This is a genomic window from Mesorhizobium sp. RSR565B (genome assembly GCF_054719465.1).
This window is the reverse complement of sequence record NZ_JBTTIE010000001.1, coordinates 2,774,215-2,799,378: the sequence shown is the minus strand read 5'-3', so window position 1 is coordinate 2,799,378 and position 25,164 is coordinate 2,774,215. Positions and strand designations below refer to the sequence as shown.

The following is a 25,164-nucleotide window of genomic DNA, read 5'->3' as shown; positions in this document are numbered from 1 at the left end:
ATAAGGGTTAGGCTGCGCCTCGATCAATCTTGATCAATATAATCAATGCATGGGCTAAAAATGTCCGAATGGCTGTCGCGGGATGAGGCGCTGGAACGGCTCAAGGTCCGGCCGCAGACGCTCTACGCCTATGTCAGCCGTGGCCGCATCGGCATGCGGCCGGATGAGAGCGACCCGCGCCGCAGCCAGTACCGCGCCGACGACATCGCGGCATTGGCGACCCGCCGGGCGCGGGGCCGCAGTCCCTCGGCCATCGCCGAGAGTGCGATCGCCTGGGGCGAACCCTCGATCGCAACAGCAATTTCAACCGTTCTGCACGGGCGCCTCATCTACCGAGGGCAAGACGCCGTTGCGCTTTCCAAAGCGGCGACGCTGGAGGAAACCGCTGCTGTGCTCTGGGCCTCGCCTGAACCGGTGGCTTTCAAAGCTCCGTCATCTGAAGCGCCTCATCCAGTCGGCCGCGCCTCGGCCTTTGCGCAGCTTGCCATGCTTGCAGGCCACGGGCGGCCTTCGCTAGGACGCAGCGCCGCCTCGCTGTGCACCGAGGCCGCGCGCACAGTCGGAGCGCTGGCGCAGTCGCTGGGCGCTGAAGCCGGCACAGCGCCCGTCCATAAGCGCCTGGCGCAGGTCTGGTCGGTAGATGCGACGGGAGCGGAAGCGATCCGCTGCGCCCTCGTCCTGCTCGCCGATCATGAACTCAACGCATCGACCTTCGCCGCCCGCGTCGCAGCGTCCACAGGGGCCTCGCCTGCCGCATGCCTGTTGGCCGGCCTGGCAACGCTGTCCGGCCCGCGCCACGGCGGCGCCGGCGAAGCGGTGATGCAACTGGCTGAAGATGCAGCAGCCCACGGCGCGGATGCGGCGATCCGGCGCTGGCTCGGCCATGATCGGCCCTTGCCGGCGTTCGGCCATCCGCTCTATCCCGACGGCGATCCCCGTGCCACCGCACTTCTGGCAGTCATCCCTGTCGACGAGACGCTGCAACAGCTGCAAAAAGCCGCCATGGCGGCAGCCGGTGCCCAGCCCAACATCGACTTCGCCCTGGCCGCACTAACGCGCGGCCTTGGCTTGCCGCGCGATGCACCGTTCCAGCTATTCGCGCTTGGACGCAGCGTCGGCTGGGCCGCGCATATGGTCGAACAGATCATTAGCGGCAGCATCATCAGGCCGCGTGGCCGCTATGAGGGACGCGTGACTTAAGCCGACCTGGCCGTGTTCCCGAAACGCGCACGGTACGCGACGGGCGTCGTGGCGAATTGCCGGCGGAAGTGATGCCGCAACGTGCCTGCCGCGCCAAAGCCGGCGGTCTCGGCAATCCGTTCGATCGGCATGGCGGTGTCTTCCAGCAGCGTGCGCGCCCGCGAAAGCCGTTCCGACAGCAGCCAGCGCGCCGGCGTGACGCCGGTTGCGGCCGCAAAGCGGCGCAGAAACGTCCGCTCGCTCATCCCGGCAAGCTCGGCCAAGATGGCGACGGGATAGTCGGCGGAAATATTGGCGCGCATCCTGTCGATCAACGGTCCAAGCCGGCTGCGCTCATGTGGCTCGGGAACGGAGCTCTCGACATACTGCGCCTGGCCGCCGTCGCGATGCGGCGGCACGACCAGACGGCGCGCCACCATGTTTGCAGCCTTGGTGCCGAAGTCGCGCCGAACCAGATGCAGGCAGAGGTCGATGCCCGCGGCACTGCCTGCCGATGTCAGCACATTGCCCTCATCGATGTACAAAACGTCCGGAATCACGGTGATGTCGGGGTACATCTCCGTCAGCTTCTCGCTGTAGCGCCAATGCGTGGTCGCTCTTTTGCCCGCAAGCAGGCCGGCGGCGGCAAGCACGAACACGCCCGAACAGATCGAAAGAATGCGAGAGCCGCGCTCGTGTGCCTTTCGAAGCGCCTCGATCAGCGCCGGCGGCACCGGAGCCTCCGTTCCGCGCCATCCCGGTACGATCACCGTGCCGGCCTGGCCGATCAGATCGATCCCGCCGTCGGCAACAATACGCACGCCGCCCAGCGCGCGCATTTCACCGGTATCAATACCGGCAACTGCAAAACGGTACCAATCCTCACCCATTTCCGGCCGGGGCAAGGCGAAGATCTCAACCGCCACGCCAAACTCGAACGTGCACAGGCCGTCATAGGCAACGGCAACGACAAGAGGGTTGGCAGGGCGCGGATTGGCAGAGGATGGCATGATCTTGACGATATATGGCAAAGCTGCCAGCTGCAATCGCCCTGCTTCCTGTCATATCTCTCCGTCGCATCAGCAATGGAGATACGAGGATGAGCCACGTGACAGACATTCCGGCGGCATCGCCGGATATCGCCCGCGACCATTTTCTGCGCCGGCTTTCCGTCGAGACCGACTGTTCCGACGTCGCCGCCGCACTGCGTGCCGGGGAGCCGGACTTTGTTCTCCTGCATGTGGTCGGTTCGCCGGAAGCCTATGGACGCCGCCATGTGCCGGGCGCGCTGCATCTGCCGCACCGCGAAATATCGGCCGAGCGGATGGCGCAATGGCCCGAAAAGACGCTGTTCGTCGTCTATTGCGCGGGACCGCATTGCAATGGCGCGGATCAGGCGGCCTTCAAGCTGGCCAGCCTCGGTCGTCCCGTGAAGATCATGATCGGCGGCATAACCGGTTGGCAGGACGAGGACCTTCCTTTCGCTTCAGGCAAGGAGCCCGGTGTCTTGCACGCGTGAGGCCACGCGATATGGTCGGCCTTGAAGACTGAGCAAGCATGCAGAAGGCGATGGTTAGAATTCGTCCATTCGAGCGCCAGGATGTCGGTGCGGTGCTCGCCCTCATGCGGGCGCTAGCTGTCTTCGAGGGTTATGACGACAAGCTTCGCGTCACCGAAGCGAACCTCATTCGAGCACGGGCTGGGGCCATCGCCCCGGTTCGGCGTGTTGGTGGCGGAGCGAGAGGGCGTGATCGTCGGCATCGCCGTCCACTACCTCATCCCCTGGACCTACGACCTGAAGCCGGTTGTCTGGCTGAAGGAACTCTACGTCACTGAAGCGACGCGCGGCATGGGGGTCGGCCATGCGCTTGTTGAACAGCTTCGCCAACACGCTTTGAGCATTGGCGCCTCCGCCATCAAATGGACGGTGCTGAAATCCAACTCGCCGGCCAAAGCCTTCTACCGCTCGCTCGACGGCCAGCCCGACGATATCTGGGAACCGTGGCAGCTGAAAATCGACCCGTGACGGCCGCCTCGACCAACTGAGGGCGGTCGACCATGCGGCGGTCGCTTACGACATGGTGTCGAGCTTGCGCTGCATGGCGGCGATCTGTTGCTTCAGTTCCTGAAGGTCGTCGCCGCTCTTTTCCGGGACGTCCTTGCGGGCCGGCTCGGGTGCAGCCGCGGCCGCAGCATTTGTGGCGGCGGTCGGGAAGGGCGTGAACAGGCGCATCGCGTTCTGGAACATTTCCATGTTGCGGCGTGTCTGCTCTTCCAGCGCCTTGATCGGCGTGGCGATCTTCATCACATCCAGCGGCGACTTGCCGATCGCGCCCTTCATCTGCTCGCGGAACCGCTCCTGTTCCTTGGAGAAGGCCATCATCGACTGTTCGAGGAAGCTCGGCACGATCTGCTGCATCTGGTCGCCATAGAAAGCGATCAACTGGCGCAGGAACGGGATCGGCAGCATGTTCTGCCCATCCTTGTTCTCCAGTTCGAAGATGATCTGCGTCAGCACCGGATGGGTAATGTCGTCACCGGTCTTGGCGTCCTGGACGGTGAACTCCTCGCCCTTCTTGACCATCTCGGCCAGATCCTCGAGCGTGACATAGGTGCTGGTGCCGGTGTTGTAGAGCCGGCGATTGGCATATTTCTTGATAATGATAGGGTCGTCTTTCGCGGCCATCAGCATCCTCCCGGGACACCGGCGCGCCTGAGTAAGCCGCCGGTAACGATTGCGCCATTTTTAAGGATATGCGCAAAAGCTCTATAATTCCAAGCGCTTTGTGCAGTGCGGCATCATTTATTGCTGCATGGCCGGCCAATTATGCTGCGCAGCAAAGGTTGGGCGATCCCGCCGGCCGCTCACGCCCTGCTTGCGGCGCTTGGCCGGCATGCCCATTTCCGGTTTGACTTGGGGTGTGGAACGAGCAAGAAAAGTCCCAACAAGCCCCCAAGAACACGACACCTCGAAGTCTGGAGAGAAAAATGTCCGCTTCCAATTCAATCGTCGTTGCCAGCGCCGCACGCACGGCTGTCGGCTCTTTCAACGGCGCCTTCGCCGCCACCCCGGCGCATGAACTTGGCGCCGTCGTCATCAGGGAGCTTTTGGCGCGCGCCGGCGTCGAGCCGGGTGAAGTCGACGAGGTCATTCTCGGCCAGGTGCTGACCGCCGCGCAGGGCCAGAACCCCGCCCGCCAGGCGTCGATCAATGCCGGCCTGCCCAAGGAGACCACCGCCTGGGGGCTCAACCAGGTTTGCGGCTCTGGCCTGCGCGCCATCGCGCTCGGCATGCAGCAGATCGCCGCCGGCGACGCCACGGTGATCATCGCCGGCGGCCAGGAATCGATGTCGCTGTCGCCGCATGCCGAGCACCTGCGCGCCGGCGTCAAGATGGGCGACTACAAGATGATCGATACCATGATCAAGGACGGGTTGTGGGACGCCTTCAATGGCTACCACATGGGCAACACCGCCGAGAACGTCGCCCGCCAGTTCCAGATCACCCGCGACGACCAGGACCAGTTTGCGCTGGCCTCGCAAAACAAGGCCGAGGCCGCGCAGAAGGCCGGCAAGTTCAAGGACGAGATCGTCGCCTTCACGATCAAGGGCAGGAAGGGCGACACTGTCGTCGACCAGGACGAGTACATCCGCCACGGCGCCACCATCGACGCCATGTCCAAGCTGAAGCCGGCTTTCGACAAGGACGGCACCGTGACCGCCGCGAACGCGTCGGGCATCAATGACGGCGCCGCCGGCGCGCTGCTGATGAGCGAGGCTGAAGCCACAAGGCGCGGCATCACCCCGCTGGTGCGCATCGCATCCTGGGCGACGGCCGGCGTCGATCCGGCGATCATGGGAACCGGACCTATTCCCGCCTCGAAGCGGGCGCTCGAGAAGGCCGGCTGGTCGGTCAAGGACCTCGACCTTGTCGAGGCCAATGAAGCCTTCGCCGCGCAGGCCTGCGCCGTCAACAAGGGCATGGGCTGGGATACGTCGATCGTCAACGTCAATGGCGGCGCCATCGCCATCGGCCATCCGATCGGCGCGTCGGGCGCCCGCGTCTTCAACACGCTGGTTTTCGAGATGCGCCGCCGCGGCGCCAAGAAGGGCCTTGCCACGCTGTGCATCGGCGGCGGCATGGGCGTCGCTCTGTGCGTGGAAGCGCTGTGAACAAGAAGTGAGTAGTGAATAGGGAGTAGTGAATAGGGAAGAAGGAGCAGCGCGGCGGGATATCGATCCCTACTCGCTATTCCCTACTCCCTATTCCCTTCTTCCGACCAAAGGGAGGAAGAACTTTCAATGACCAAAGTAGCGCTCGTCACCGGTGGATCGCGCGGCATCGGCGCCGCCATATCGATCGGCCTGAAGAATGCCGGTTACACCGTTGCCGCCAACTATGCCGGCAATGACGAGGCAGCGGGGAAGTTCAGCGCACAAACCGGCATCAAGGCCTACAAATGGTCGGTCGCCGACTACGACGCCTGTGCCGCCGGAATCAAACAGGTCGAGGCCGATCTCGGCCCGGTCTCGGTGCTGGTCAACAATGCCGGCATTACCCGCGACGCCATGTTCCACAAGCTGACGCGCGAGCAGTGGAAGGAAGTCATCGACACCAATCTGTCTGGGGTCTTCAACATGACGCATCCGCTGTGGGGCGGCATGCGCGACCGCAAATTCGGCCGCGTCATCACCATTTCCTCCATCAACGGCCAGAAAGGCCAGGCCGGCCAGGTCAACTATTCCGCCGCAAAGGCCGGCGACATCGGCTTCTCGAAGGCGCTGGCGCAGGAGGGCGCGCGCGCGGGCATCACAGTCAATGTCATCTGCCCCGGCTACATCGCCACCGAGATGGTCAAGGCGATCGACGAGAAGGTGCTGAATGAACGCATCATCCCGCAGATTCCGGTCGGCCGCCTCGGCGAACCGGAAGAGATCGCGCGTTGCGTCGTCTTCCTCGCTTCCGAAGACGCCGGCTTCATCACCGGTTCGACCATCACAGCCAATGGCGGCCAGTATTTCGCCTGAACGACAGCATTTCGCCCGGTAGGACGGGCCGGCTTATGGCCCGTTTTTTCATCGCCGGCCGGCGATGTTCCCGGGCTGCGCGCTAGACATTGACCCGTTCCGGCACGCAAAGATTAACGATTTCCAGGCGCCCTGTGCAAAACCCGGTTCGCAAGCTGTGAATTCTCGGTGGACAAGCTGTGGATAACACAACATGTTGGGGTGAACAAACCAGGAAAATCCCGCCATCGCTGATTCATAGCCGATTCGTTCCGGCTTTGAGCGCAACGTTAACGACCAAGGCCGAAAATCACCGGCAAATGGTTAAGGCCGATTAAGAAAATTCAACAATTTCATAATGTTGGCCGAGGCGTATCGGATCACGACGATGCCCCGCCGGCAAAGGTTAACGCCAATGGTCGCCTTGCAGGAATCGGGCCAGTTTCCGCGATTCAGCATATGGTGAGACTCAGGCTCGCAAAATCCACATGTAGCCGTGAACAAAAGCTGAATCTACCGGAGTCACTGATTCGTCGCCGATTCGTTCCAGACTCGTTCCAACTGTTAATTGAGACCTCAAAGACGAACCGTGGGATTGCCGGCCGGAACATTCCGCTTTCGCTTCGCGCCTGAAATCCCTATGTGTCGCCTGTCATACGCGCCACGCGAGGCGCGCTCCCGACAACACGATGCAGAAAGCCTCATCTCCAGGCCGATGAACATCCAGCCGAAACACACCGAGCCGCTGATCCTGTCGGGCCGCGACGTGACTGCCGTGCTGGGTCCGACCAACACCGGCAAGACCCATCTCGCCATCGAGCGCATGGTGGCGCATGAGAGCGGCATTATCGGCCTGCCGCTCCGCCTTCTGGCGCGCGAGGTCTATGCCCGCGTCTGCGAAAAGGTCGGCGCCCACAAGGTGGCGCTCATCACCGGCGAGGAAAAAATCCAGCCGCCCGGCGCGAAATATTCGGTCTGCACCGTCGAAGCCATGCCGCGCGAGACCGACGTTGCCTTCGTCGCCATCGACGAGGTGCAGCTCGCCGGCGACCTCGAGCGCGGCCACATCTTCACCGACCGTATCCTGCACCTGCGCGGCCGCCAGGAAACGCTGCTGCTCGGCGCGGCCACCATGCATGGCATCCTGCAAAAGCTGCTGAGAGGCGTCTCGGTGGTGACGCGCCCTCGCCTGTCGCACTTGGCCTATGCCGGTTCGAAGAAATTGACCCGCCTGCCGCGGCGTACGGCCATCGTCGCCTTCTCCGCCGACGAGGTCTATGCCATCGCTGAGCTGATCCGCCGCCAGCAAGGAGGAGCGGCAGTCGTGCTCGGCGCGCTGTCGCCCCGCACCCGCAACGCCCAGGTGGCAATGTTCCAGGCAGGCGACGTCGACTATCTCGTCGCCACCGACGCCATCGGCATGGGCCTCAACCTTGATCTCGATCATGTCGCCTTCGCCCAGAACCGCAAATTCGACGGCTACCAGTACCGCAACCTGACTGCGGCCGAGCTCGGCCAGATCGCCGGCCGCGCCGGCCGGCATCTGCGCGACGGCACCTTCGGCGTCACCGGCCAGGTCGATCCGCTGGACGAGGAACTGGTCAAGCGCATCGAGGGGCACGAGTTCGATCCGGTGAAGGTGCTGCAATGGCGCACCGCGCATTTCGACTTCGCCAGCCTCGACGCGCTGAAGCGCTCGATCGAAACCAACGCGCCGGTCGAAGGCCTGACGCGGGCGCTGCCGGCGGTCGATGCGCAGGCGCTCGAACATCTCTCCCGCGACGAGGACATCCGCGCGCTGGCTACCAATGCCAAGCGCGTGGCGCTGCTGTGGGAAGCCTGCGCGTTGCCGGACTACCGCAAGATCGCGCCGGCCCAGCACTCCGACCTGATCGCTTCTATCTACACCGACCTCGCCAAACACGGCCATGTCGACGAGAACTACATGGCCGAGCAGGTGCGCCGCGCCGATACGACCGAGGGGGACATCGACACGCTGTCGCACCGCATTGCGCAGATCCGCACCTGGACATTCGTGTCCAACCGGCCGGGCTGGCTGGCCGATCAGGCACACTGGCGGGAAAAGACGCGCGAAATCGAAGACAGATTGTCGGATGCGCTGCATGAGCGGTTGACGAAACGGTTTGTAGACCGCAGGACTTCCGTCCTCATGCGGCGCCTTAGAGAAAATACAATGCCTGAAGCCGAAATCAGTCCTACCGGAACCGTCCTTGTCGAAGGCCATCATGTCGGCGAGTTGCAAGGGTTCCGCTTCACCGCCGATCAGAGCGCCGGCGGCGAAGACGCCAAGGCCGTGCGTACGGCAGCGCAAAAAGCGCTGGCCGCCGAGTTCGAGGCACGTGCCGAACGCTTCGGCGCCTGCGCCAATGGCGACCTTGCGCTCGGCTCCGACGGCACGCTGCGCTGGATCGGCGCGCCGATCGGCACGCTGGTTGCCGGCGAGGACGCGCTGAAGCCGCGCCTGGTGCTTTTGGCCGACGAGCAGTTGACCGGTCCCGCCCGCGACAAGGTCGCCGCGCGCGCCGAGCGCTTCGTCAATTTCCAGATCGAATCCTTGCTGAAGCCGCTGGTCGACTTGAAGAATGCCGAGCAGATCGCCGGCATCGGCCGTGGCATCGCCTTCCAACTCGTCGAGCATTTCGGCCTCATCAACCGCCGCGACATCGCCGAGGAAATGAAGTCGCTCGACCAGGAGGGTCGCGCCGCCTTGCGCCGGCTCGGTGTGCGCTTCGGCGCCTACCACGTCTTCGTGCCGGCGCTGATCAAGCCGGCGCCCGCCGGACTGATCACGCTTTTGTGGGCGCTGAAGAACGACGGCAAGGACAAGCCCGGCTTTGGCGACGTCGTGCACGCGCTGGCCTCCGGCCGCACCTCGGTGGTCATCGATCCGGCTTTCGACAAGAGCTTCTACAAGCTCGCCGGCTACCGTAATCTCGGCCGCCGCGCCGTGCGCATCGACATTCTGGAACGGCTGGCCGACCTGATCCGGCCTGCGACCAACTGGAAGCCCGGTCTGGGACAGCGCCCGGACGGCGCCTATGACGGCCAGTCCTTCATGGTGACGCCGCCGATGATGTCCATCCTCGGCGCCACCGCCGACGACATGGAAGAGATCCTGAAAGGCCTCGGCTACCGCGCCGAGCCGAAGCCGCCGGCAGAGGTCAAGGCGCGGCTGGAAGCACAGGACAACGCGGCACGGGAAGCGGCTGCCGCCAAGCTGGCTGCGGACGCGGCTGCAAAAGCTGAACAGGCCAAGGCGGCGAAAGCCGCTGCAAGTGAAGCCGTCGCTGAAGCGCCGGCCGTTGGATCGGAGCCGGATGCGGTTGCCGCCGCTGAGCCTGCGGCTGAGCAGCCCGTCGCCGAAGCCGCAGCGGAGGCTGTTGCTGCGGACGCTCATGGCGCACCTCCCGAGGGTTCGGAGCCAACTGCGGCCGTTGAAGCCACCGCCGAAGCTCCAGCCATCGCGGAAGCAACGGCAGAGCCCGTCGCGGAAGAACAGGTCGAAGCTCCCCAAGTCGAAGCCCCCATAGAAATCACGGAAGAAGCTCCGGCTGTTGCAGAAGCTGACGACACCGTCCCCGAAAGCACCGACGCCACCGTCGCCGAAAACGCCGACGCCCTTACCTCCCCCTCGATGGGGGAGGTCGCGGCGCGAAGCGACGCGGGTGGGGGTGACAGCGTTGACGAAGCAGGTGCAGACACAGCAGACGCTTCAGGCGCAACCACCGACGCCGGCGCTGCCCCCACCCCGGCGCTGCGCGCCGACCCTCCCCACGAGGGGGAGGGTGGAAGCGCCGAGGCCGAAGCGCCAAAGCCCATCTTGCTGTGGCGGCAGGGTCGTTTCGAGCAGCGCCCGCGCCCTCGTCAAGGCCGGGACAATCGCGCGCGTAACGGCCAGGCTGCCCGCGCCGACGCGCCGGCCGACGCTGCCGGCGGACAGCCCGCAACGGGCGAGCGGCCGGCCTACCAAGGCCGGCGCGACCAGCGCGACGGTGCCGCCAAGCCACGCTTCGACCGTTCGAAGTTCAAGCCCAAGCCGCAGGCCGAGGGCGAACAGCGCCGCGACGGCAAGCCGCAAGGCGAGCGTCCGCGCGAGGGCCGGCCCGACTGGAAAGGCGGCAGGCCGGAAGGCAAAGGCGGACCGCAAGGCGCCAAGCCGGCTTTCCAGGCCAAGCCACGCGAGGAACGCCCGGCGCGCTTCGATCCGGACTCGCCCTTCGCCAAGCTCGCCGCCTTGCGCGACCAGCTGAAGAAGTAGGCTCTGAGCATGATCCCGAAAAGTGGAACCGGTTTTCGGACAAGATCATGCTCCAACAAGAGATAACTCGCTGCGATGGTTGCTGAAGGTCGTCAGCGCATCGACAAGTGGCTGTTCTTTTCGCGCGCGATAAAATCGCGCTCGCTGGCGGCCAAGCTGGTCGTCGCCGGACGCGTCCGCATCAACAGCGACAAAGCAGCGCAGGCCTCCGATCTGGTCAAGCCTGGCGACGTTTTGACCATTACGCACGAGCGCCGCATCTTCGTTTGGAAGGTGCTTGGCACCGGCGTGCGGCGCGGTCCGGCCGAGGAAGCGCGCACGCTCTACGAGGACATGTCCCCGCCGCCGGTCCCAAAAGGCGAGGCTGTTGCCGATGCCATTCCGGCGCTGCGCGACGCCGGCAGCGGCCGGCCGACCAAGAAAGAGCGCAGGCAAACCGACCGGCTGTTCGGCGAAGACTGAAGCCTTGGCCGTCTGCGCCATGCCGGCGGTCTGGAATTTCATTCCGGACACGCGGGCCCCGCCTGCAATGGCTGCCCTTGCAAGCGGCAGGCAAAGGCGTTACCTCACCAAAAAAGCCGCCGCATCGGCCCGAAAATCGGAAATCGATTTTTCGGAAGGCACGATGCGCAGATTCAAAGTGTCAGAGCGTACTTTGTGCGTCCAATTGGACGCACGTCGCTCTAGCAAGAACGGGACGTCCCGGAGCCGACCAATGACCTATGTCGTGACCGACAACTGCATCAAATGCAAGTACATGGACTGCATCGAGGTCTGTCCGGTCGACTGCTTCTACGAGGGCGAGAACATGCTTGTCATACATCCCGACGAGTGCATCGACTGCGGCGTCTGCGAACCGGAATGCCCGGCCGATGCAATCAAGCCCGACACCGAGCCGGGCCTCGACAAATGGCTGCAGGTCAACACCGAATACGCCGAGAAATGGCCCAACATCACCGCCAAGAAGGAGCCTCCGGCAGATGCCAAGAGCTTCGACGGCGAAGCCGGCAAGTTCGAGAAATATTTCTCCGCCGAGCCCGGCGAAGGCGACTGAGCACATGACGCTGGAATCGGAATCGATTTCGGAAAGGGTGATGCGCAAAGCAAAAAAGTGCGGCCTATTGGATCGTCATAACGCTGCGTAACGCGCATCATACATTAACTGCCTTGACAGGCGGCGATGGCGCTCGACCTTCGCGTTTGCAGCAAAACCTTGATTCTTCCGACTTTTTGTGCTACACCAGTTGAAACATGCCGGTGACACAACGTCGATTTATGGCGCAAGCGCCCCAAATCACTGAAAGGTGAAATCCCCAATCGGACCAGAGCGATCTGGGCCAGGCAGTCGCTATGTATGCGGTTTGCCGGTCCCGGCTTTTTCCGATGGGTTCATCTGTTGTGCGGCTAACGATCGGTGTCCCCGGTCGCATGCGTTCGGACCGGCAGGCCGCCGGTGCCACAACAAGGAGTTCAGGGCGTAATGGCAACGATCACCCCGCAGAAGAAGTCCACCTCGGCACGCCACGGTTTCAAGACCGGCGAGTACATCGTCTATCCGGCACACGGCGTCGGCCAGATCGTCTCGATCGACGAGCAGGAAGTTGCGGGCCACAAGCTGGAACTGTTCGTCATCGACTTCCAGAAGGACAAGATGCGCCTGAAGGTTCCGGTCGCCAAGGCGACCTCCATCGGCATGCGCAAGCTGTCGGAAGAGGATTATGTCGAGCGCGCGCTGAAGGTCGTGCAGGGCCGCGCCCGCGTCAAGCGCACCATGTGGTCGCGCCGTGCGCAGGAATATGATGCCAAGATCAATTCGGGCGACCTGATCTCGATCTCGGAAGTCGTGCGCGACCTCTACCGTGCCGACAACCAGCCGGAACAGTCCTATTCCGAGCGTCAGCTCTATGAGGCGGCACTCGACCGCATGGCGCGCGAGATCGCGGCAGTCAACCGCATGTCGGAAACCGAAGCCGTGCGCCTGATCGAGGTCAACCTCAACAAGGGCCCGAAGCGCGGCGCCAAGGCCGACAATGAGGAAGCCGAGCAGGAAGAAGCTGCCTGATCGCTTTCACCGTCGAAATCATGAAAAACCCGGCCTTGTGCCGGGTTTTTGTTTTTACCCCCTTGTGGGGTTCCAAGGACGGGCGAGACCCGTGGCTCGCCCAGGCAGGGTCGCTGCGAAGCAGCGAGGATGGGGACGACACCAGACCGCACCCGGACCTTCCGTCCGACCTCCCCACAAGGGGAACGTAGAAGGCTCAGCCGCCGGCTTCCTTCTCCGCCTCCTGCTTCAGCGTCGCAATAAAACGCTTGGTCCGTTCCCGCTCCGGATTGCTGAACACCACGGTGGACGGCCCCTTCTCGACGACGACACCAGCATCGAGGAACACCACCTCCTGCGCGATCTTGGAGGCAAGGCGAAGGTCGTGCGTGGCCATCACCATGGTGGTGCCTTCGCTGGCGAGTTTTCCGAGCACGTCGACCACTTCCTGCGCCAGTTCCGGATCGAGCGCCGAGGTCGGCTCGTCGCAAAGCAGAACCTTGGGCGACGGCGCCAGGGCGCGGGCGATGGCCACACGCTGCTGCTGGCCGCCCGACAGCGTTGCCGGCCAATCGTCCGCCTTGTGCGCCATGCCGACCTTCTCGAGCAGCGCCAGTGCCCGCTCGCGCGCCTTTGCCGTCGGCCATTTGAGCACCGTCACCAGGCCTTCCATGACGTTCTCGATCGCGGTGCGATGCGGGAACAGCTGGAAGTTCTGGAACACCATGCCGGTCTGCAGCCGCAGGCGCTGGATGTCGCGGCTGGGGATCTTGATGCCGGGACGGAATTCCAGCGTCTCGTCGCCGATGCGCACCATGCCCGAGGTCGGGATCTCCAACAGGTTGATGCAGCGCAGCAGAGTGCTCTTGCCGCCGCCGGAGGGACCGACAAGCGCGGTGACGCTGCCTTCGGCAATGGTGACCGTCACGCCCTTCAGCACCAGATTGTCGCCGAAGCGCTTTTCGATATCGGTGAGGCCGATCATGAGCGCGCCTCCAGGAAGCCGCCATAGCGGTTGAGCCGCTCCTCCAGCCGCGTCTGCAAGGCCGAAAGCACCGAGCTCATCGCCAGATAAAGGATCGCCGCCTCGACATAGAGGATCAGCGGTTCATAGGTGGTGGCGACGATGCGCTGCGCCGCCTGGAACATCTCCGGCACGGTGATGGCGGCGGCCAGCGACGTATCCTTGACCAGCGAGATGAAGGTGTTGGACAGCGGCGGCACGGCGACGCGGCCGGCTTGCGGCAGGATGGTGCGCCGCATCGCCTGGCTCCAGGTCATGCCGATCGAATAGGCCGCTTCCCACTGGCCCTTCGGCACCGAGCCGATCACGGCGCGGATAATTTCCGAACTGTAGGCGCCTATGTTGAGGGTGAAGCCAATCAGCGCCGCCGGAAAAGCGTCCAGCAATATGCCGACCGAAGGCAGGCCGTAAAAGATCAGGAACAGCTGCACCAGAAGCGGCGTGCCGCGAAAGATCCAGACATAGAAGCGGACCACGGCAACCAGAGGCTTGGGGCCGAACAGCCGCACCAGGGCGACAACCAGGCCGACGAACAGGCCGAGTGCGAACGATAGCAATGTCAGCGGTACGGTGAAGATCAACGCCGCCCACAGCAGTGTCGGCAACGAGTCCAGCATCAGGTGTAGCCAGTGCGGCACGAACGGCTCCTCCCTCACAGACCGCCGCGGTGACGGCAGTGCGATTGTGTGCTTCTCATATCATGCGAATAACGGCGAGCCGTCAAAGACGGCCCGCCGCTATTTGTCATTGCCGGCAAACCGCCGGGAGATGGTCTTTACTGCGAGACATCCTGGCCGAAATAGGTATCGGCGATCTTCTTGTAGGTGCCGTCGGCCTTGATGTCGGCCAGCGCCTTGTTGATCGCCGCGACCAGCTCCGGATCACCCTTGCGCACGATGACGCCGGAATAGTCGGCGTTCTCTTCCTGCGCGGCGATCTTCACATTGGCGTCCGGCTTGTGCTTCTTGAAGTCGAGGAAAGACAGGCTGTCATTGATGGTGGCGTCGGCGCGGCCGGTGAGCAGCAGCTGGATCGACTGGTCGAAGCCGTCGGTGCCGACGAGTTCGGCGCCGTTGGTCTCGGCGAGCTTGCCGAAATTCGATGTCAACGACTGTGCCGACTTCTTACCCTTGAGGTCGGCGAAGGTCTTGATGTCGGTGTTGTCGCCGCGCACGATCAGCACGGCCTTGGAGGCGATGTAAGGATCGGAGAAATCGTACTTGGCCTTGCGCGCGTCGGTGATGCCGACCTCGTTGATCACGGCGTCGTAGCGGTTGGCGTCGAGGCCGGCGATCAGCCCGTCCCATTTGCCTTCGAGGAACTCGACCTTGACGCCGAGCTTGTCGCCGATCGCCTTGGCGATCTCGACGTCGAAGCCGACCAGCGCGCCGGAAGCATCATGATAGGTGAAGGGCGCATAGGTGCCTTCGGTGCCGACTTTGAGGGTGCCGGCCTGCTTGATCTGGTCAAGATTGGCGCCGGCATGGCCTGATGTAACAGCCAGAACCTGAAGCGTTCCGGCGACGATGAGCGAATTGAGCCATTTCATTTCTATGTGATCCCGTCCTTGGCCGGTGTCCGGCGCTTGTGAGAGCCGGAAACTGACAGATACAGCGCAGCAAAATAAGGAACCAGATTTCAAAAAAACGGCGATCCAGAAATCAGATTCTCAAAGCAGCTCGGATCGGTGCCAATAGTCCCGATCTGCGGTGTCGATGCGCCCTGTCGGACCGCACAAAACAACCGCCATCGGCGGCGGAACCAATCCCCGGTGTGGCACGTTCATGGCTTGTTGTAGGGCGCCGCGTTTCCATTTCAAGAACCCTTGGCTGCGCTAGGCCCGAAGCAATTCCAGGAAAGTGGGAAAGCGGTTTCCGTCGGAATTGCGTCAAACAGAGATAACGGCCGCCAGGCCGTCCGAAAATGTCCGGGAGCAGGAGCGCGGCATGATCGAAGACACGGCAGGACGGACCATGGTCCGCACGGCAATGAAAGCCCCTTACCTCGAGCGCGATGAGGAACATGTTCTCGCCTTGCGCTGGAAGGAAGACCAGGATCAGCAGGCGCTGCATCAGATTACCGTCGCCCATATGCGGCTGGTCATCTCCATGGCTTCGAAATTCCGACATTACGGCCTGCCGCTCGGCGATCTGGTCCAGGAGGGCCATGTCGGGCTGCTGGAAGCAGCCGCGCGTTTCGAGCCGGAGCGCGAGGTGCGCTTCTCGACCTATGCGACATGGTGGATCCGCGCTTCGATGCAGGACTACATCCTGCGCAACTGGTCGATCGTTCGCGGCGGCACCTCTTCGGCGCAAAAGGCGCTGTTCTTCAACCTGCGGCGCCTGCGCGCCCGTCTTGCCAACGGCGCCGAGCCGATCTCTAACGCCACGCTCTACCGCGAAGTCTCGGTAGCCCTCGGCGTCTCCGAGGCCGATGTCGAGAAGATGGATTCCAGGCTTTCAGCACCTGACTCTTCGCTCAACGCACCGCTCGCCGACGAAGCTGGCACCACCGAGCGGATGGACTTCCTGATTTCGGACGATCCATTGCCTGACGAGGTCGCCGGCGACACCATCGACGTCGAACGGCGCCTGATGTGGCTGAAGACGGCGCTCCGCGCGCTCAATGCCCGCGAACTCAGGATCATCGAGGAGCGCCGGCTGAGCGACGAAGGTGCGACGCTTGAGGCGCTTGGCGAGACGCTCGGCATTTCCAAGGAGCGTGTCCGGCAGATCGAGGCCCGCGCCATGGAAAAGCTCAAGCTCGCGCTGGTGAAGCAGAATCCGGAGTTCATGGCGGCCTGAGATTGCCAGGAACGGGGTACCCCGAGTTATCTCAGAAAAGTTATCTCAGAAAAAAGCACTACGAAGGCTGGGGTTTCTGACGAAGACCGGCGCTATCTGTCCGTGACGATCTTGACCTTGTCGCCGGCCGAAACCGAGGCGCCCGGCGACATCGCGTTGAGCACGCGGAACAGATCGAGCTTGCGGTCGACGCCGACCATCTGCGCCGAAAGTGTGCCCATCGTCTGCCCGGCCTGTACCGTGACGACGCGGATATGCAGCGGCTTCAGTGCCGCCTTCTCGGCGGGGCTGAGCACGCGGAACGAACCGCTGACCGAGCGTGCCACCGGATCGAGTGTCGTGCTGGCCGAGGGGGCCGCTGTCAAAAGCCGGTAGACCTGACCGCCGGCGCGGATCACCGCAATGTCGAACTGCCAGCCATCGGCGCCGGCGTGCGCGGTCGCCGCCTGGTTGCCGTCGATCGTCTCCTGGCGCACACTGGTCTCGTCGAGACCGGCCACCCAGCCGCTTCTGATGTAGTCGGTCAGCGCACGATCCTTGTCGATCGACACACCGTCGAAGCGGATCGCCATGTCGCCGGGACCGGTCGCCGTCACCGCCGCCGCCGAATTGTCGATGATGAAGCCGTCGGGCACCGTGAACGAAACGCCGAGGCCCGGATGCAGGAAGGTCTGGCCGCGCACATAGCCCTCTTCCGGCGTGTCGCCATAGAGCAGGCCGTCTATCCCGGCCAGGAAGGAATCGCGGTCGCGGGTGCCGATGCCCGGCGCGCCGAACTGGCGGGCGTGGCGCTGCGCCAGATCAATTCGCTGCGGCGTGTTGGGGTGCGTGGCCAGGAAGTCGAGGCTGGCGTCGGTGGCGCCGCTGATCGAGCGGAAATCGGTGTAGGCCGACATCGACTGCAGGAAACGCCCGGCGGCATAGGGATCGTAACCCGCCTCGCCGATCGACTTGATGCCGATGGCGTCTGCCTCCAGCTCCTGGTTGCGCGAGAACTGCGCCAGCCTCAGCTTGCCGCGGATCAATGCCTGCTTGGCGGTCGGGCTGTCGCCCAGCACATCGGAGACCACCTTGGTCGCCAGGCCTTCCTCGGCCTCGAGCTGCTGTCGCTGCAGACCGTGATTGGCGGTGACGTGGCCCATCTCATGCGCGATGACGGCGGCGAGTTCGGCCGAATCATTGGCCAGCGCCAGCAGGCCGCGGGTGACGTAGAGATAGCCACCCGGCAGCGCGAAAGCGTTGACGTTGGGCGAATTGAGGATGGTGATGCGATAGGTCTGGGTCGGATTGGCCGACACCACGGTCAGGCTGCCGACAACCTTGGCCACCATGCGCTCGAGCTTGGGATCGGAATATTCGCCGCCATAGGTGGCAAGGATGCGCGGATGCTGTGCCTTCGCCAGTTCGGCAAGCTTGCTGTTGGCGGCGACATTGTCGACCGTGATCGGCTTGTCGGAAGGCTGGAAGCCGGATTCCTGCACTTCGGGAGGCGTGAACATCTGGCAGCTGGCCAGCGCCACGGCAAGGCCGGCCAGCGCGAGGAAGCGCACCAGCGGTCTGCGTTTCAAAGTGTCAGTGCCGGTCGGCAGCACGGCGTTCCTTCAGCTCTCGGCGCATGATTTGGACCGGGGTCCGCGCCAGCGAAAAATCGGTTTCGTTGGCAATCCTGCACACATCAAAAAACCTACAGCGTTTACGCATCCGGCCGGGTGCGGCGCTGTAGGGGCAAATCACGGCTCGTGCCGGACCAGTACTAAGCGGACCTAGCCACATCGACTGGACCATGGCAAGCAAGCGCCACATCACCTGTAGCCGGTTTGGTCGTAAATTATGTCCGCTTCCGGGCAATATCGCGTGATCCGCCCGAACTTGCGCCGATATAGCGCCGAAACGCTTCAGGGCCAGTGCCGTCGAAAAAATCGCCGGCAGGTCCCGTCGCGGCAACCCTGCCATTGTCCAGAAAAACCATCTGCTCGCCGATACGGCGAGCGTCTTCCGGCTGATGCGTGACGAACAGCACCGTCATCGCCCGCTCGGCATGAACGCCGGCCACCAGGTCGAGCATGTCGTCGCGCAGTGCTGGCCCGAGCGAAGCGAACGGCTCGTCGAGCAGCAGCACTGGCCGGTCGCGCACCAGAACGCGGGCGAGCGCCACGCGCTGCCTTTCGCCGCCGGAGAGTTCGCGCGGCAGGCGCATTTCCTTGCCGGCCAGGCCGACGCGGTCAAGCGCCTCGGCGATTGCGGCGCGATCGGCGTCGGTCAGGTTGAGCGATGGCGAGCGGCCGAGCCCGACATTCTTCTCCACCGAGAGATGAGCAAACAGATTGTTTTCCTGGAATACCATCGACACCGGCCGCGCCGAAGGCGGCTCGGCGCCGACATCGGCGGCGCCGATCAGCACACGACCGGACTCTGGCGTCTCGAAACCAGCCACCAGATTGAGCAAGGTCGATTTGCCCGAACCGCTTGCCCCCATGATGGCGGTGATCTTCGATGTATCGAATTCGACATCGAACAGGAATGGCGTTTCGCCATAGCTGAACGAGACCTTGTCCAGCCGGACAGTCGTGCCTTTCTCCACAGCGGACGTCACGATCTCTCTCCCCGTCCCAGCCAGTCTGCCGCGACCACCAATGCAAGGCAGACCGCCCCGAGCAGCAAAGCCAGCCCGGCAGCATCGGCCGTGCGATAGCTGCCCATGCGCGCCAGCAGGAGATAGGGCAAGGTCTGCACCGAATCGCTGCCGAACAGCGCGATGACGCCGAGATCGCCGAGCGACAGTGCCATGGCGAAGGCAAAGCCGGTGGCCAGCGGCCGCCGGAGCGATGGCCAGTCGACCAGAAGCAGCCGGTTCCAGCCCGCAATGCCGAGCTGCGCGCACAGCTTTTCATGGCGCTCGCTCGCCGCATCATAGGCCGGGCGCATCGCGCGGATGGCAAAGGGCATCGCCATCACCGCATTGACGGTGACGACCATGACCGGCGCGATGGCAAAGACATCGCTGATCGTGCGCAGCAGGAGAAACCAGCCGGCGCCGATGACGATGGGCGGCACGACGAGGACGAAGCCGGCGCCGGTGTCGGTGGCATGTTCGAGCAATGAACGGGCACTGGACCGGCGGCGCAGCGACAGTGCCCGCCGCGCCATGATCAGCGACAGTGCCAGCGCCACCGAAAGTAGCGCCGCCGAGAAGGCGAGACCGGCGCTGGTCAGCGTCGCCTGACGCACGGCACTCTCGCCCGCCAGCCGGCCGAGATCGGCGCCGAGGCCGGAGGCAACGGTGGCCGCCATCGGTCCGGCGACGAACAGCAAGGCGAGCACGATCAGGACGGCGTTGAACGCTGTTTCTGCTTTGCCGGCCAAGTGATAGCGGCGCGGCGCGACAGGCAAATTGGCGTCGCCGGTCACATTGGCGCCGAGCCGCGTCAGCGCCAGCATGACGGCGAAAGTCAGCGCGATCTGTAGCACCGTCAGCGTCACCGCTCGCGCCGGATCGAAGTCGAAACGCAGCGCCTGATAGATGGCGACTTCCAGCGTCGTCGCCGCCGGCCCGCCGCCGAGGATCAGGACGATGGTGAAGGAGGTGATGCAAAGCATGAAGACAAGCCCGGCGACGCCCGGCAGCGCGGCGCGCAGCACCGGCCACTCGATCAGCCGGAAGGCTGGCCTCGCCCCCATGCCGAGCTGGCTCGCCAGCCGCCATTGATCGGCCGGCACCGTTCCCAGCGCTTCGAGGAACAGCCGGGTGGCCAGCGGCAGGTTGAAGAAGACGTGGGCGACGAGGATGCCCGACAGCCCATAGATGTCGGGCCAGCTCTGGCCACCGATCGCGGCGAAATAACCGGCGCGGCCATAGAGCGCCAGTATTCCCAGCGCTCCGACAATTGCCGGCAAGGCAAGGGGCACAGTGAATAGCTGCAGGATGAAGCCGCGTCCGAAGAAGCGCGGATGCCGCGACAGCGCCCGGGCGACGAAGAGCGCCGGTACGGCGGAAAGCAGAGTCGAGAGCGCAGCCTGCCAGAGCGTGAAGCGGACAACGCGCAGGAGATAGAGGTCAAAGGCGGACGCGGCGCCGGAAAGGTCGTGCGCGCCTTCGCGGATAAGGCCGGCGAAGGCGCCACCGATCAGCAGCGCGATTGCCGCAAGCGCGACAATGCCGGCCGTGATGCGGGGGTCAGAGCGTTGCACTCTTTACCGGGCGTCGCGTTCCTTCGCGCCCCCCTCTGTCCTGCCGGACATCTCCCCCACGAGGGGGGAGATTGGCGGTTTTAGCGCTCCGCTCATTCCTGCAGCTTCGGAGATTGGCGAAAGTCAACGTAAAGGCCAATCTCCCCCCTCGTGGGGGAGATGTCCGGCAGGACAGAGGGGGGCGCCGTAGAGCACTCATCTTTTGACTATACAGCCAAATCTACTTGCTCATCACCGCCAGCCATTCATCCACCCAGGCCTTGCGATTTGCCGCGACCTCTTCCGGGCTGAACAGCAAGGTCTTCGCCGGCTTGACCAGCCTATCAAAAGCCGGATTGAGCGGCTTGTCGGTTTTCCCAGCCGGGAACATCCAGTTGGTCTCCGGAATGACATCCTGGAATTTCGGCCCGGTCATGAAGGCCAGAAACTTTGCCGCCAGCGGGTTCTTCGCGCCCGTGGTGGTGATGCCGGCGACCTCGACCTGCAAATACTCGCCTTCTTCGAACGACGCCGCCTGGAAGCGCCCGGTGTTCTCGGCCACCATGTGGTAGGCCGGCGATGTCGTATAGGACAGCACCATCGGCGCCTCGCCCTTGGTGAACAGGCCATAGGCCTCGCTCCAGCCGGGCGTCGCCGTCAGCACTTTGCCCTTGAGTTTGGCCCAGGCTTCCGGCGCCTTGTCGCCATAGACCGACTTAACCCACAGCAGCAGGCCGAGGCCCGGCGTCGACGTCCTCGGATCCTGGATGACGATCTTGTCGGCGGCATCGCCCTCGACCAGTTCCTTCAGGCTCTTCGGTGGGTTCTTCAGCTTCTCGGTGTCGTAGACGACGGCGAAATAACCATAATCATAGGGCACGAAAGTGTCGTCGCTCCAGCCGCCCGGCACGTTGTTTTCAGCCACCGCGCCATGTCGGACAAACAGGCCGGAAGCCTTGGCTTCCGCGGTGAGGTTGGTGTCGAGGCCAAGCACGATATCTGCTTTGGTCGAGGCTCCTTCCAGCTTGACGCGGTTGAGAAGTGCGACGCCGTCGGCCGCCGAGACGAAGTCGACGCTGCAGCCGCACTCGGCTTCGAATTCCTTCTTCACCTGGGGGCCCGGACCCCAGTCGGCAGTGAAACTCTCATAGGTATAGATCGTGAGTTTTTCCTGCGCTGACGCAGGGCTTGCCAGTAGCGAAACAGCAAGCCCCAGCGCTGGGACAAGACGGGACAAAAACATGCGCATCGGCGCCTCCTTCATTCGTGTTGAAAGGAATTGAGGCGTCGGGCTGTCCGAAGCGTCTAATCCCTCCGCCGGTACAAACCGGATCAGGTTCAGCGGGTTGGCGAGACTGCCTCTCAGCCGGTCCGCGAAGATCGCGTCCGGCACCCCGTTAGAGCGTTTCGACACATAGGCCCGGCCAAGGTGCCACGCAAGTGGAAGTTTGCCCGAGCATGATCCCGGAAAGTGGAATCCGTTTCCGGAAAAAGATCATGCTCCAACAAAGAGTGACGGTGCCGCTCGGCCTTCCGTTTCGTCGGCGGGGCTGGTAAGGGCCAGCGGATATGAGCACATTCACCATCCTGCTTGGCGGCGATCTCGTCCGCACGCCGCGGCTCGACCGGCAGGTCGCGGGCACGCGCGTCATCGCCGCCGACGCCGGCATCGATCATGCCCGCCTGCTCGGCCTGATGCCGGAGCTGTGGGTCGGCGATTTCGATTCCGTGCCGGCGGACCTGCCTGCCGATCTCGCCGCCGTGCCGCGGGAGGTGTTTCCTCCCGAAAAGGACAAGACCGATGGCGAACTGGCGATCGCGGCGGCATTGGAACGCGGCGCCACCAGCCTGGTGCTGGCCGGCGCTTTCGGCGGCAAGCGCGCCGACCACGCCTTCCTCCATCTGGCGCTCAGCCTGCGGCTGGCAGAGACAGGCACAAAAGTGCTGTTGACCAGCGGAGCGCAGGAAGGCGCCCCTCTGCTGCCTGGCAAGGCCGGCTTCGACTATGCCGACGGAACGCTGTTTTCGGTGCTCGGCTTTTCCGATCTTTCGGGCCTCACCGTGTCCGGCGCGAAGTGGCCGCTCGACCATGTCGAGGTCGTGTTCGGCTCGTCGCTGACCATCTCGAACGAGGTCAAGTCCAACACGACCGGGGGCGGCCTCGAAATCGCGCTCGGCCATGGCCGCGCGCTGCTGCTCGCCCACCCCTACCCCTTGCCTGAAAGCTGACATGGCCCCGCCCCTTCTCAACCTCGACGGCATAAGACTGACCTTTGGCGGCACGCCGCTGCTCGACGGCGCCGAACTGACGGCGTCCGCCGGTGACAAGATCGCGCTCGTCGGCCGCAACGGCTCCGGCAAGTCGACGCTCCTGAAGATTGCCGCCGGTCTGATCGAGCCGCAAGACGGCGAGGTCTTCCGCCAGCCTTCGGCAACGGTGCGCTATCTCCCGCAAATGCCCGACATGGACGGCTTTGCCAATGTGCATGCCTATGTCGAGGCTGGGCTTGGGCCTGCCGACGATCCCTACCGCGCCACATATCTGATGGAGCATCTCGGCCTCGCCGGCACGGAGAACCCCAACGATCTCTCCGGTGGCGAGGCGCGCCGCGCAGCACTTGCCCGCGTCATGGCGCCCGAACCCGATATTCTGCTGCTTGATGAGCCGACGAACCATCTCGATTTGTCGGTCATCGAATGGCTGGAAGAGGAGCTCGTCCGGACGTCTTCGGCGCTGATCGTCATCTCGCACGACCGTCGCTTCCTCGAACGCGTCTCGCGCGCCACTGTCTGGCTCGACCGTGGCCAGACCCGCCGCCTCGACAAGGGCTTTGGCCATTTCGAGGAATGGCGCGACCTTGTGCTGGAAGAGGAAGAGCGCGAACAGCACAAGCTCGGCCGCCAGATCGTGCGCGAGGAGCATTGGCTGCGCTATGGCGTGACGGCTCGCCGTAAACGCAACATGCGCCGCCTGGGCGAACTGCAGACCATGCGCCAGCGTTTTCGCGGCCATCGCGGCGCCGAGGGCTCGGCCACCATGGTGGCCAGCGACGCCGCCGAATCCGGCAAGCTGGTGATCGAGGCCAAGAACATCGAAAAGAGCTTTGGCGACCTCACCGTGGTCAAAAGCTTCTCGACCCGCATCCAGCGCGGCGATCGCGTCGGCCTTGTCGGGCCGAACGGGGCCGGCAAGACGACGCTGTTGAAGATGCTTACCGGCGAGATGAAGCCCGACGCCGGCTCGGTGCGGCTCGGCACCAATCTGGAAATCGCCACGCTCGACCAGAAGCGCGAGGCGGTCGATCCGGCCGAGACCCTGGCGCAGTATCTCACGGACGGGCGCGGCGAAAACCTCGTCATCAATGGCGAGCAGCGCCATGTCGTGTCCTACATGAAGGATTTCCTGTTCAAGCCGGAACAGGCGCGCACCCCGGTGCGCGAGCTGTCCGGCGGCGAACGGGCGCGGCTGCTCCTGGCGCGTGTTCTGGCGCGGCCGGCCAACCTTCTGGTGCTCGACGAGCCGACCAACGATCTCGACATGGAGACGCTGGAACTGTTGCAGGAACTTGTCGCCGGCTTTGCCGGCACGGTCATCCTGGTCAGCCACGACCGCGACTTCCTCGACCGCACCGTCACCAGCATCATCGCCCCGGACGGAGGCGGCCGCTGGATCGAATATGCCGGTGGCTATTCCGACATGCTGGCGCAGCGCGGCGGCACCCGGCTCGACGACCGCAAGGCGCGCGCCAAGGCCGAAGCCAGCGATGCGCCGGCGCCGGGCAAGAGCGAGCCGGCAGCGCCGAAAGGGCCGTCGAAGAAACTGTCGTTCAAGCAGAAATTCGCCCTGGAATCCTTGCCCAAGAAGATCGAGGCGGTAATGGCCTCGATCTCGCGGTTGGAAAACAACATTGCCGATCCCGCCTATTACGAACGCGACCCGGCCTCGTTCCAAAAGACCATCGCCGCCCTCGACAAGGAACGCGCCACGCTGGCCGCACTCGAGGAAGAGTGGCTGGAGCTGGAAATGCTGCGTGAGGAGATGGAGGGGTAGCATTGCTTGCGGTCTTTATGCGCGTATATTGTGCGCATGAAAGGAGGCATCTCCGTGCTTCAATCGACGCCAAAAACTCAGCGGGCCTCTGTCAACACGTCCATTGACTCTCAGTTGATCAAGGACGCCAAAGCGTTGGGCATCAACATCTCCCGCGCTGCCGAAGCAGGGATCGCGAAAGCGATTGCGGCGGAGAAAACGCGTCGATGGCAAGAAGAAAACAGGGAAGCCATCGAAAGCTCCAACGAATATGTCCGAAAGAACGGACTGCCATTGGCTAAACACCGGCCGTTCTGATGGCGCGTTACGATTTCTATCGGAGTACCGAGAGCGACGGTTATCTTCTCGACGTGCAGTCAGATATGCTTGAAGGGCTGAGCACGACGGTGGTCGTTCCTTTGATGCCGCCCGAGATTGCCCCGCTTCCTGGCCGCCGCCTGAACCCGACCTTCGCTATAAACGGCAAAGATCTTGTGATGGTCAAACAGTTTGTGTCGGCCTTCAGCGCGTCCGAATTGCGGATGCCAGAGGGAAACCTTTCTAGACATCACGACGACATCGTCGCCGCCCTCGACATGCTGTTCCAGGGCTTCTGAGCGAAGGCAGCCGCTA

At 63.7% G+C, this 25,164-nt stretch carries 23 protein-coding genes and 1 riboswitch; of the genes, 14 read left to right on the top strand and 9 right to left on the bottom strand.

Annotated features, from left to right (window positions below):
- Window positions 1-60 precede the first annotated feature (60 nt).
- Window positions 61-1,200, top strand: coding sequence for a citrate synthase (locus ACYG9R_RS13600; protein WP_023825036.1), 1,140 nt, complete (start codon window positions 61-63; stop codon window positions 1,198-1,200).
- Here ACYG9R_RS13600 and ftrA read toward each other — a convergent pair.
- Window positions 1,197-2,189 carry a transcriptional regulator FtrA gene (gene ftrA / locus ACYG9R_RS13595; RefSeq protein WP_023715058.1) on the bottom strand — a complete coding sequence of 331 codons (993 nt, stop codon included), beginning with the start codon at window positions 2,187-2,189 and terminating at the stop codon, window positions 1,197-1,199. The two genes, ACYG9R_RS13600 and ftrA, sit on opposite strands and share 4 nt — an antisense overlap.
- Before the next feature lie 89 nt (window positions 2,190-2,278).
- Here ftrA and ACYG9R_RS13590 point away from each other — a divergent pair, with 89 nt between their 5' ends.
- On the top strand, window positions 2,279-2,698 hold the full coding sequence (locus ACYG9R_RS13590) for a rhodanese-like domain-containing protein (RefSeq protein ID WP_023698451.1): 420 nt from the start codon (window positions 2,279-2,281) through the stop codon (window positions 2,696-2,698).
- 132 nt (window positions 2,699-2,830) lie between these two features.
- The gene (locus tag ACYG9R_RS13585; protein ID WP_081726950.1) at window positions 2,831-3,205 is read left to right on the top strand and encodes a GNAT family N-acetyltransferase; all 375 of its coding nucleotides are present in this window, start codon (window positions 2,831-2,833) and stop codon (window positions 3,203-3,205) included.
- 45 nt (window positions 3,206-3,250) lie between these two features.
- On the opposite strand, the gene phaR is transcribed toward ACYG9R_RS13585, so the two are convergent.
- Window positions 3,251-3,865 (bottom strand): polyhydroxyalkanoate synthesis repressor PhaR, encoded by a 615-nt coding sequence (gene phaR, locus ACYG9R_RS13580; protein ID WP_023685813.1) that lies wholly within the window; start codon window positions 3,863-3,865, stop codon window positions 3,251-3,253.
- Window positions 3,866-4,167: 302 nt separating this feature from the next.
- Between phaR and ACYG9R_RS13575 the strand changes: the two genes are divergently transcribed.
- The 6 genes from ACYG9R_RS13575 (at window position 4,168) to ACYG9R_RS13550 (ending at window position 12,527) form a co-directional block, all read left to right on the top strand.
- Window positions 4,168-5,352, top strand: coding sequence for an acetyl-CoA C-acetyltransferase (locus ACYG9R_RS13575; protein ID WP_023673832.1), 1,185 nt, complete (start codon window positions 4,168-4,170; stop codon window positions 5,350-5,352).
- Between the two features lie 129 nt (window positions 5,353-5,481).
- A complete protein-coding gene (phbB, locus tag ACYG9R_RS13570; protein ID WP_023698448.1) occupies window positions 5,482-6,207 on the top strand; it encodes an acetoacetyl-CoA reductase in 726 nt (241 codons plus the stop codon).
- 694 nt (window positions 6,208-6,901) lie between these two features.
- Window positions 6,902-10,465: a helicase-related protein gene (locus ACYG9R_RS13565; RefSeq protein WP_023825039.1), complete on the top strand. Its 3,564-nt coding sequence runs from the start codon at window positions 6,902-6,904 to the stop codon at window positions 10,463-10,465.
- A gap of 75 nt (window positions 10,466-10,540) precedes the next feature.
- The gene (locus tag ACYG9R_RS13560; protein ID WP_023748301.1) at window positions 10,541-10,927 is read left to right on the top strand and encodes an RNA-binding S4 domain-containing protein; all 387 of its coding nucleotides are present in this window, start codon (window positions 10,541-10,543) and stop codon (window positions 10,925-10,927) included.
- 253 nt (window positions 10,928-11,180) lie between these two features.
- Window positions 11,181-11,519, top strand: a complete 339-nt coding sequence (gene fdxA / locus ACYG9R_RS13555; RefSeq protein WP_013529180.1) for a ferredoxin FdxA — start codon at window positions 11,181-11,183, stop codon at window positions 11,517-11,519.
- A gap of 426 nt (window positions 11,520-11,945) precedes the next feature.
- Window positions 11,946-12,527: a CarD family transcriptional regulator gene (locus ACYG9R_RS13550; protein WP_023673664.1), complete on the top strand. Its 582-nt coding sequence runs from the start codon at window positions 11,946-11,948 to the stop codon at window positions 12,525-12,527.
- A gap of 196 nt (window positions 12,528-12,723) precedes the next feature.
- Here ACYG9R_RS13550 and ACYG9R_RS13545 read toward each other — a convergent pair whose 3' ends face one another.
- From ACYG9R_RS13545 to ACYG9R_RS13535, 3 genes are all read right to left on the bottom strand, one after another.
- Complete coding sequence (locus ACYG9R_RS13545) at window positions 12,724-13,491, bottom strand: amino acid ABC transporter ATP-binding protein (RefSeq protein ID WP_023673665.1); 768 nt, start codon at window positions 13,489-13,491, stop codon at window positions 12,724-12,726.
- Window positions 13,488-14,168 (bottom strand): amino acid ABC transporter permease, encoded by a 681-nt coding sequence (locus ACYG9R_RS13540; protein ID WP_023693608.1) that lies wholly within the window; start codon window positions 14,166-14,168, stop codon window positions 13,488-13,490. Before ACYG9R_RS13540 ends, ACYG9R_RS13545 begins: the two co-directional genes overlap by 4 nt.
- A gap of 137 nt (window positions 14,169-14,305) precedes the next feature.
- Window positions 14,306-15,079: an amino acid ABC transporter substrate-binding protein gene (locus ACYG9R_RS13535; RefSeq protein WP_023702802.1), complete on the bottom strand. Its 774-nt coding sequence runs from the start codon at window positions 15,077-15,079 to the stop codon at window positions 14,306-14,308.
- Window positions 15,080-15,476: 397 nt separating this feature from the next.
- On the opposite strand from ACYG9R_RS13535, the gene ACYG9R_RS13530 reads away from it, so the two are divergent.
- Window positions 15,477-16,334, top strand: a complete 858-nt coding sequence (locus tag ACYG9R_RS13530; protein WP_023825040.1) for an RNA polymerase factor sigma-32 — start codon at window positions 15,477-15,479, stop codon at window positions 16,332-16,334.
- 92 nt (window positions 16,335-16,426) lie between these two features.
- Here ACYG9R_RS13530 and ACYG9R_RS13525 read toward each other — a convergent pair whose 3' ends face one another.
- From ACYG9R_RS13525 to thiB, 4 genes are all read right to left on the bottom strand, one after another.
- Entirely contained in the window at window positions 16,427-17,833 is a 1,407-nt protein-coding gene (locus tag ACYG9R_RS13525; RefSeq protein WP_245260137.1) for a M48 family metalloprotease, read from the bottom strand.
- 329 nt (window positions 17,834-18,162) lie between these two features.
- The gene (thiQ, locus tag ACYG9R_RS13520; protein WP_023707251.1) at window positions 18,163-18,927 is read right to left on the bottom strand and encodes a thiamine ABC transporter ATP-binding protein; all 765 of its coding nucleotides are present in this window, start codon (window positions 18,925-18,927) and stop codon (window positions 18,163-18,165) included.
- Window positions 18,924-20,522: a thiamine/thiamine pyrophosphate ABC transporter permease gene (thiP, locus tag ACYG9R_RS13515; protein WP_023825041.1), complete on the bottom strand. Its 1,599-nt coding sequence runs from the start codon at window positions 20,520-20,522 to the stop codon at window positions 18,924-18,926. Before thiP ends, thiQ begins: the two co-directional genes overlap by 4 nt.
- Window positions 20,523-20,742: 220 nt before the next feature.
- Entirely contained in the window at window positions 20,743-21,750 is a 1,008-nt protein-coding gene (thiB, locus tag ACYG9R_RS13510; RefSeq protein ID WP_023825042.1) for a thiamine ABC transporter substrate binding subunit, read from the bottom strand.
- A gap of 43 nt (window positions 21,751-21,793) precedes the next feature.
- Window positions 21,794-21,908, bottom strand: a riboswitch (TPP riboswitch).
- Window positions 21,909-22,070: 162 nt separating this feature from the next.
- Between thiB and ACYG9R_RS13505 the strand changes: the two genes are divergently transcribed.
- The 4 genes from ACYG9R_RS13505 to ACYG9R_RS13490 are packed head-to-tail and all read left to right on the top strand — an operon-like array spanning window position 22,071 to window position 25,148.
- On the top strand, window positions 22,071-22,730 hold the full coding sequence (locus ACYG9R_RS13505; RefSeq protein WP_023702808.1) for a thiamine diphosphokinase: 660 nt from the start codon (window positions 22,071-22,073) through the stop codon (window positions 22,728-22,730).
- Between the two features lies 1 nt (window position 22,731).
- Window positions 22,732-24,552: an ABC-F family ATP-binding cassette domain-containing protein gene (locus tag ACYG9R_RS13500; protein WP_023825043.1), complete on the top strand. Its 1,821-nt coding sequence runs from the start codon at window positions 22,732-22,734 to the stop codon at window positions 24,550-24,552.
- A 54-nt stretch (window positions 24,553-24,606) separates the two neighbouring features.
- Window positions 24,607-24,849: a type II toxin-antitoxin system CcdA family antitoxin gene (locus tag ACYG9R_RS13495; protein WP_023709715.1), complete on the top strand. Its 243-nt coding sequence runs from the start codon at window positions 24,607-24,609 to the stop codon at window positions 24,847-24,849.
- Entirely contained in the window at window positions 24,849-25,148 is a 300-nt protein-coding gene (locus ACYG9R_RS13490; RefSeq protein ID WP_023825044.1) for a CcdB family protein, read from the top strand. The genes ACYG9R_RS13495 and ACYG9R_RS13490 overlap by 1 nt, the downstream gene beginning before the upstream one ends.
- Window positions 25,149-25,164: the final 16 nt, after the last annotated feature.

What these genes read in the sequence shown, in the direction of transcription:
- ACYG9R_RS13565 (WP_023825039.1), top strand. Translation starts at nt 6,902, where the DNA reads ATGAACATCCAGCCGAAACACACCGAGCCGCTGATCCTGTCGGGCCGC.
- ACYG9R_RS13560 (WP_023748301.1), top strand. Translation starts at nt 10,541, where the DNA reads ATGGTTGCTGAAGGTCGTCAGCGCATCGACAAGTGGCTGTTCTTTTCG.
- ACYG9R_RS13535 (WP_023702802.1), bottom strand. Translation starts at nt 15,079, where the DNA reads ATGAAATGGCTCAATTCGCTCATCGTCGCCGGAACGCTTCAGGTTCTG.
- ACYG9R_RS13525 (WP_245260137.1), bottom strand. Translation starts at nt 17,833, where the DNA reads ATGTTCACGCCTCCCGAAGTGCAGGAATCCGGCTTCCAGCCTTCCGAC.
- ACYG9R_RS13500 (WP_023825043.1), top strand. Translation starts at nt 22,732, where the DNA reads ATGGCCCCGCCCCTTCTCAACCTCGACGGCATAAGACTGACCTTTGGC.
- ACYG9R_RS13590 (WP_023698451.1), top strand. Translation starts at nt 2,279, where the DNA reads ATGAGCCACGTGACAGACATTCCGGCGGCATCGCCGGATATCGCCCGC.
- phbB (WP_023698448.1), top strand. Translation starts at nt 5,482, where the DNA reads ATGACCAAAGTAGCGCTCGTCACCGGTGGATCGCGCGGCATCGGCGCC.
- fdxA (WP_013529180.1), top strand. Translation starts at nt 11,181, where the DNA reads ATGACCTATGTCGTGACCGACAACTGCATCAAATGCAAGTACATGGAC.
- ftrA (WP_023715058.1), bottom strand. Translation starts at nt 2,189, where the DNA reads ATGCCATCCTCTGCCAATCCGCGCCCTGCCAACCCTCTTGTCGTTGCC.
- phaR (WP_023685813.1), bottom strand. Translation starts at nt 3,865, where the DNA reads ATGGCCGCGAAAGACGACCCTATCATTATCAAGAAATATGCCAATCGC.
- ACYG9R_RS13505 (WP_023702808.1), top strand. Translation starts at nt 22,071, where the DNA reads ATGAGCACATTCACCATCCTGCTTGGCGGCGATCTCGTCCGCACGCCG.
- ACYG9R_RS13575 (WP_023673832.1), top strand. Translation starts at nt 4,168, where the DNA reads ATGTCCGCTTCCAATTCAATCGTCGTTGCCAGCGCCGCACGCACGGCT.
- ACYG9R_RS13490 (WP_023825044.1), top strand. Translation starts at nt 24,849, where the DNA reads ATGGCGCGTTACGATTTCTATCGGAGTACCGAGAGCGACGGTTATCTT.
- thiB (WP_023825042.1), bottom strand. Translation starts at nt 21,750, where the DNA reads ATGCGCATGTTTTTGTCCCGTCTTGTCCCAGCGCTGGGGCTTGCTGTT.
- ACYG9R_RS13545 (WP_023673665.1), bottom strand. Translation starts at nt 13,491, where the DNA reads ATGATCGGCCTCACCGATATCGAAAAGCGCTTCGGCGACAATCTGGTG.
- ACYG9R_RS13530 (WP_023825040.1), top strand. Translation starts at nt 15,477, where the DNA reads ATGATCGAAGACACGGCAGGACGGACCATGGTCCGCACGGCAATGAAA.
- ACYG9R_RS13600 (WP_023825036.1), top strand. Translation starts at nt 61, where the DNA reads ATGTCCGAATGGCTGTCGCGGGATGAGGCGCTGGAACGGCTCAAGGTC.
- ACYG9R_RS13585 (WP_081726950.1), top strand. Translation starts at nt 2,831, where the DNA reads ATGACGACAAGCTTCGCGTCACCGAAGCGAACCTCATTCGAGCACGGG.
- ACYG9R_RS13550 (WP_023673664.1), top strand. Translation starts at nt 11,946, where the DNA reads ATGGCAACGATCACCCCGCAGAAGAAGTCCACCTCGGCACGCCACGGT.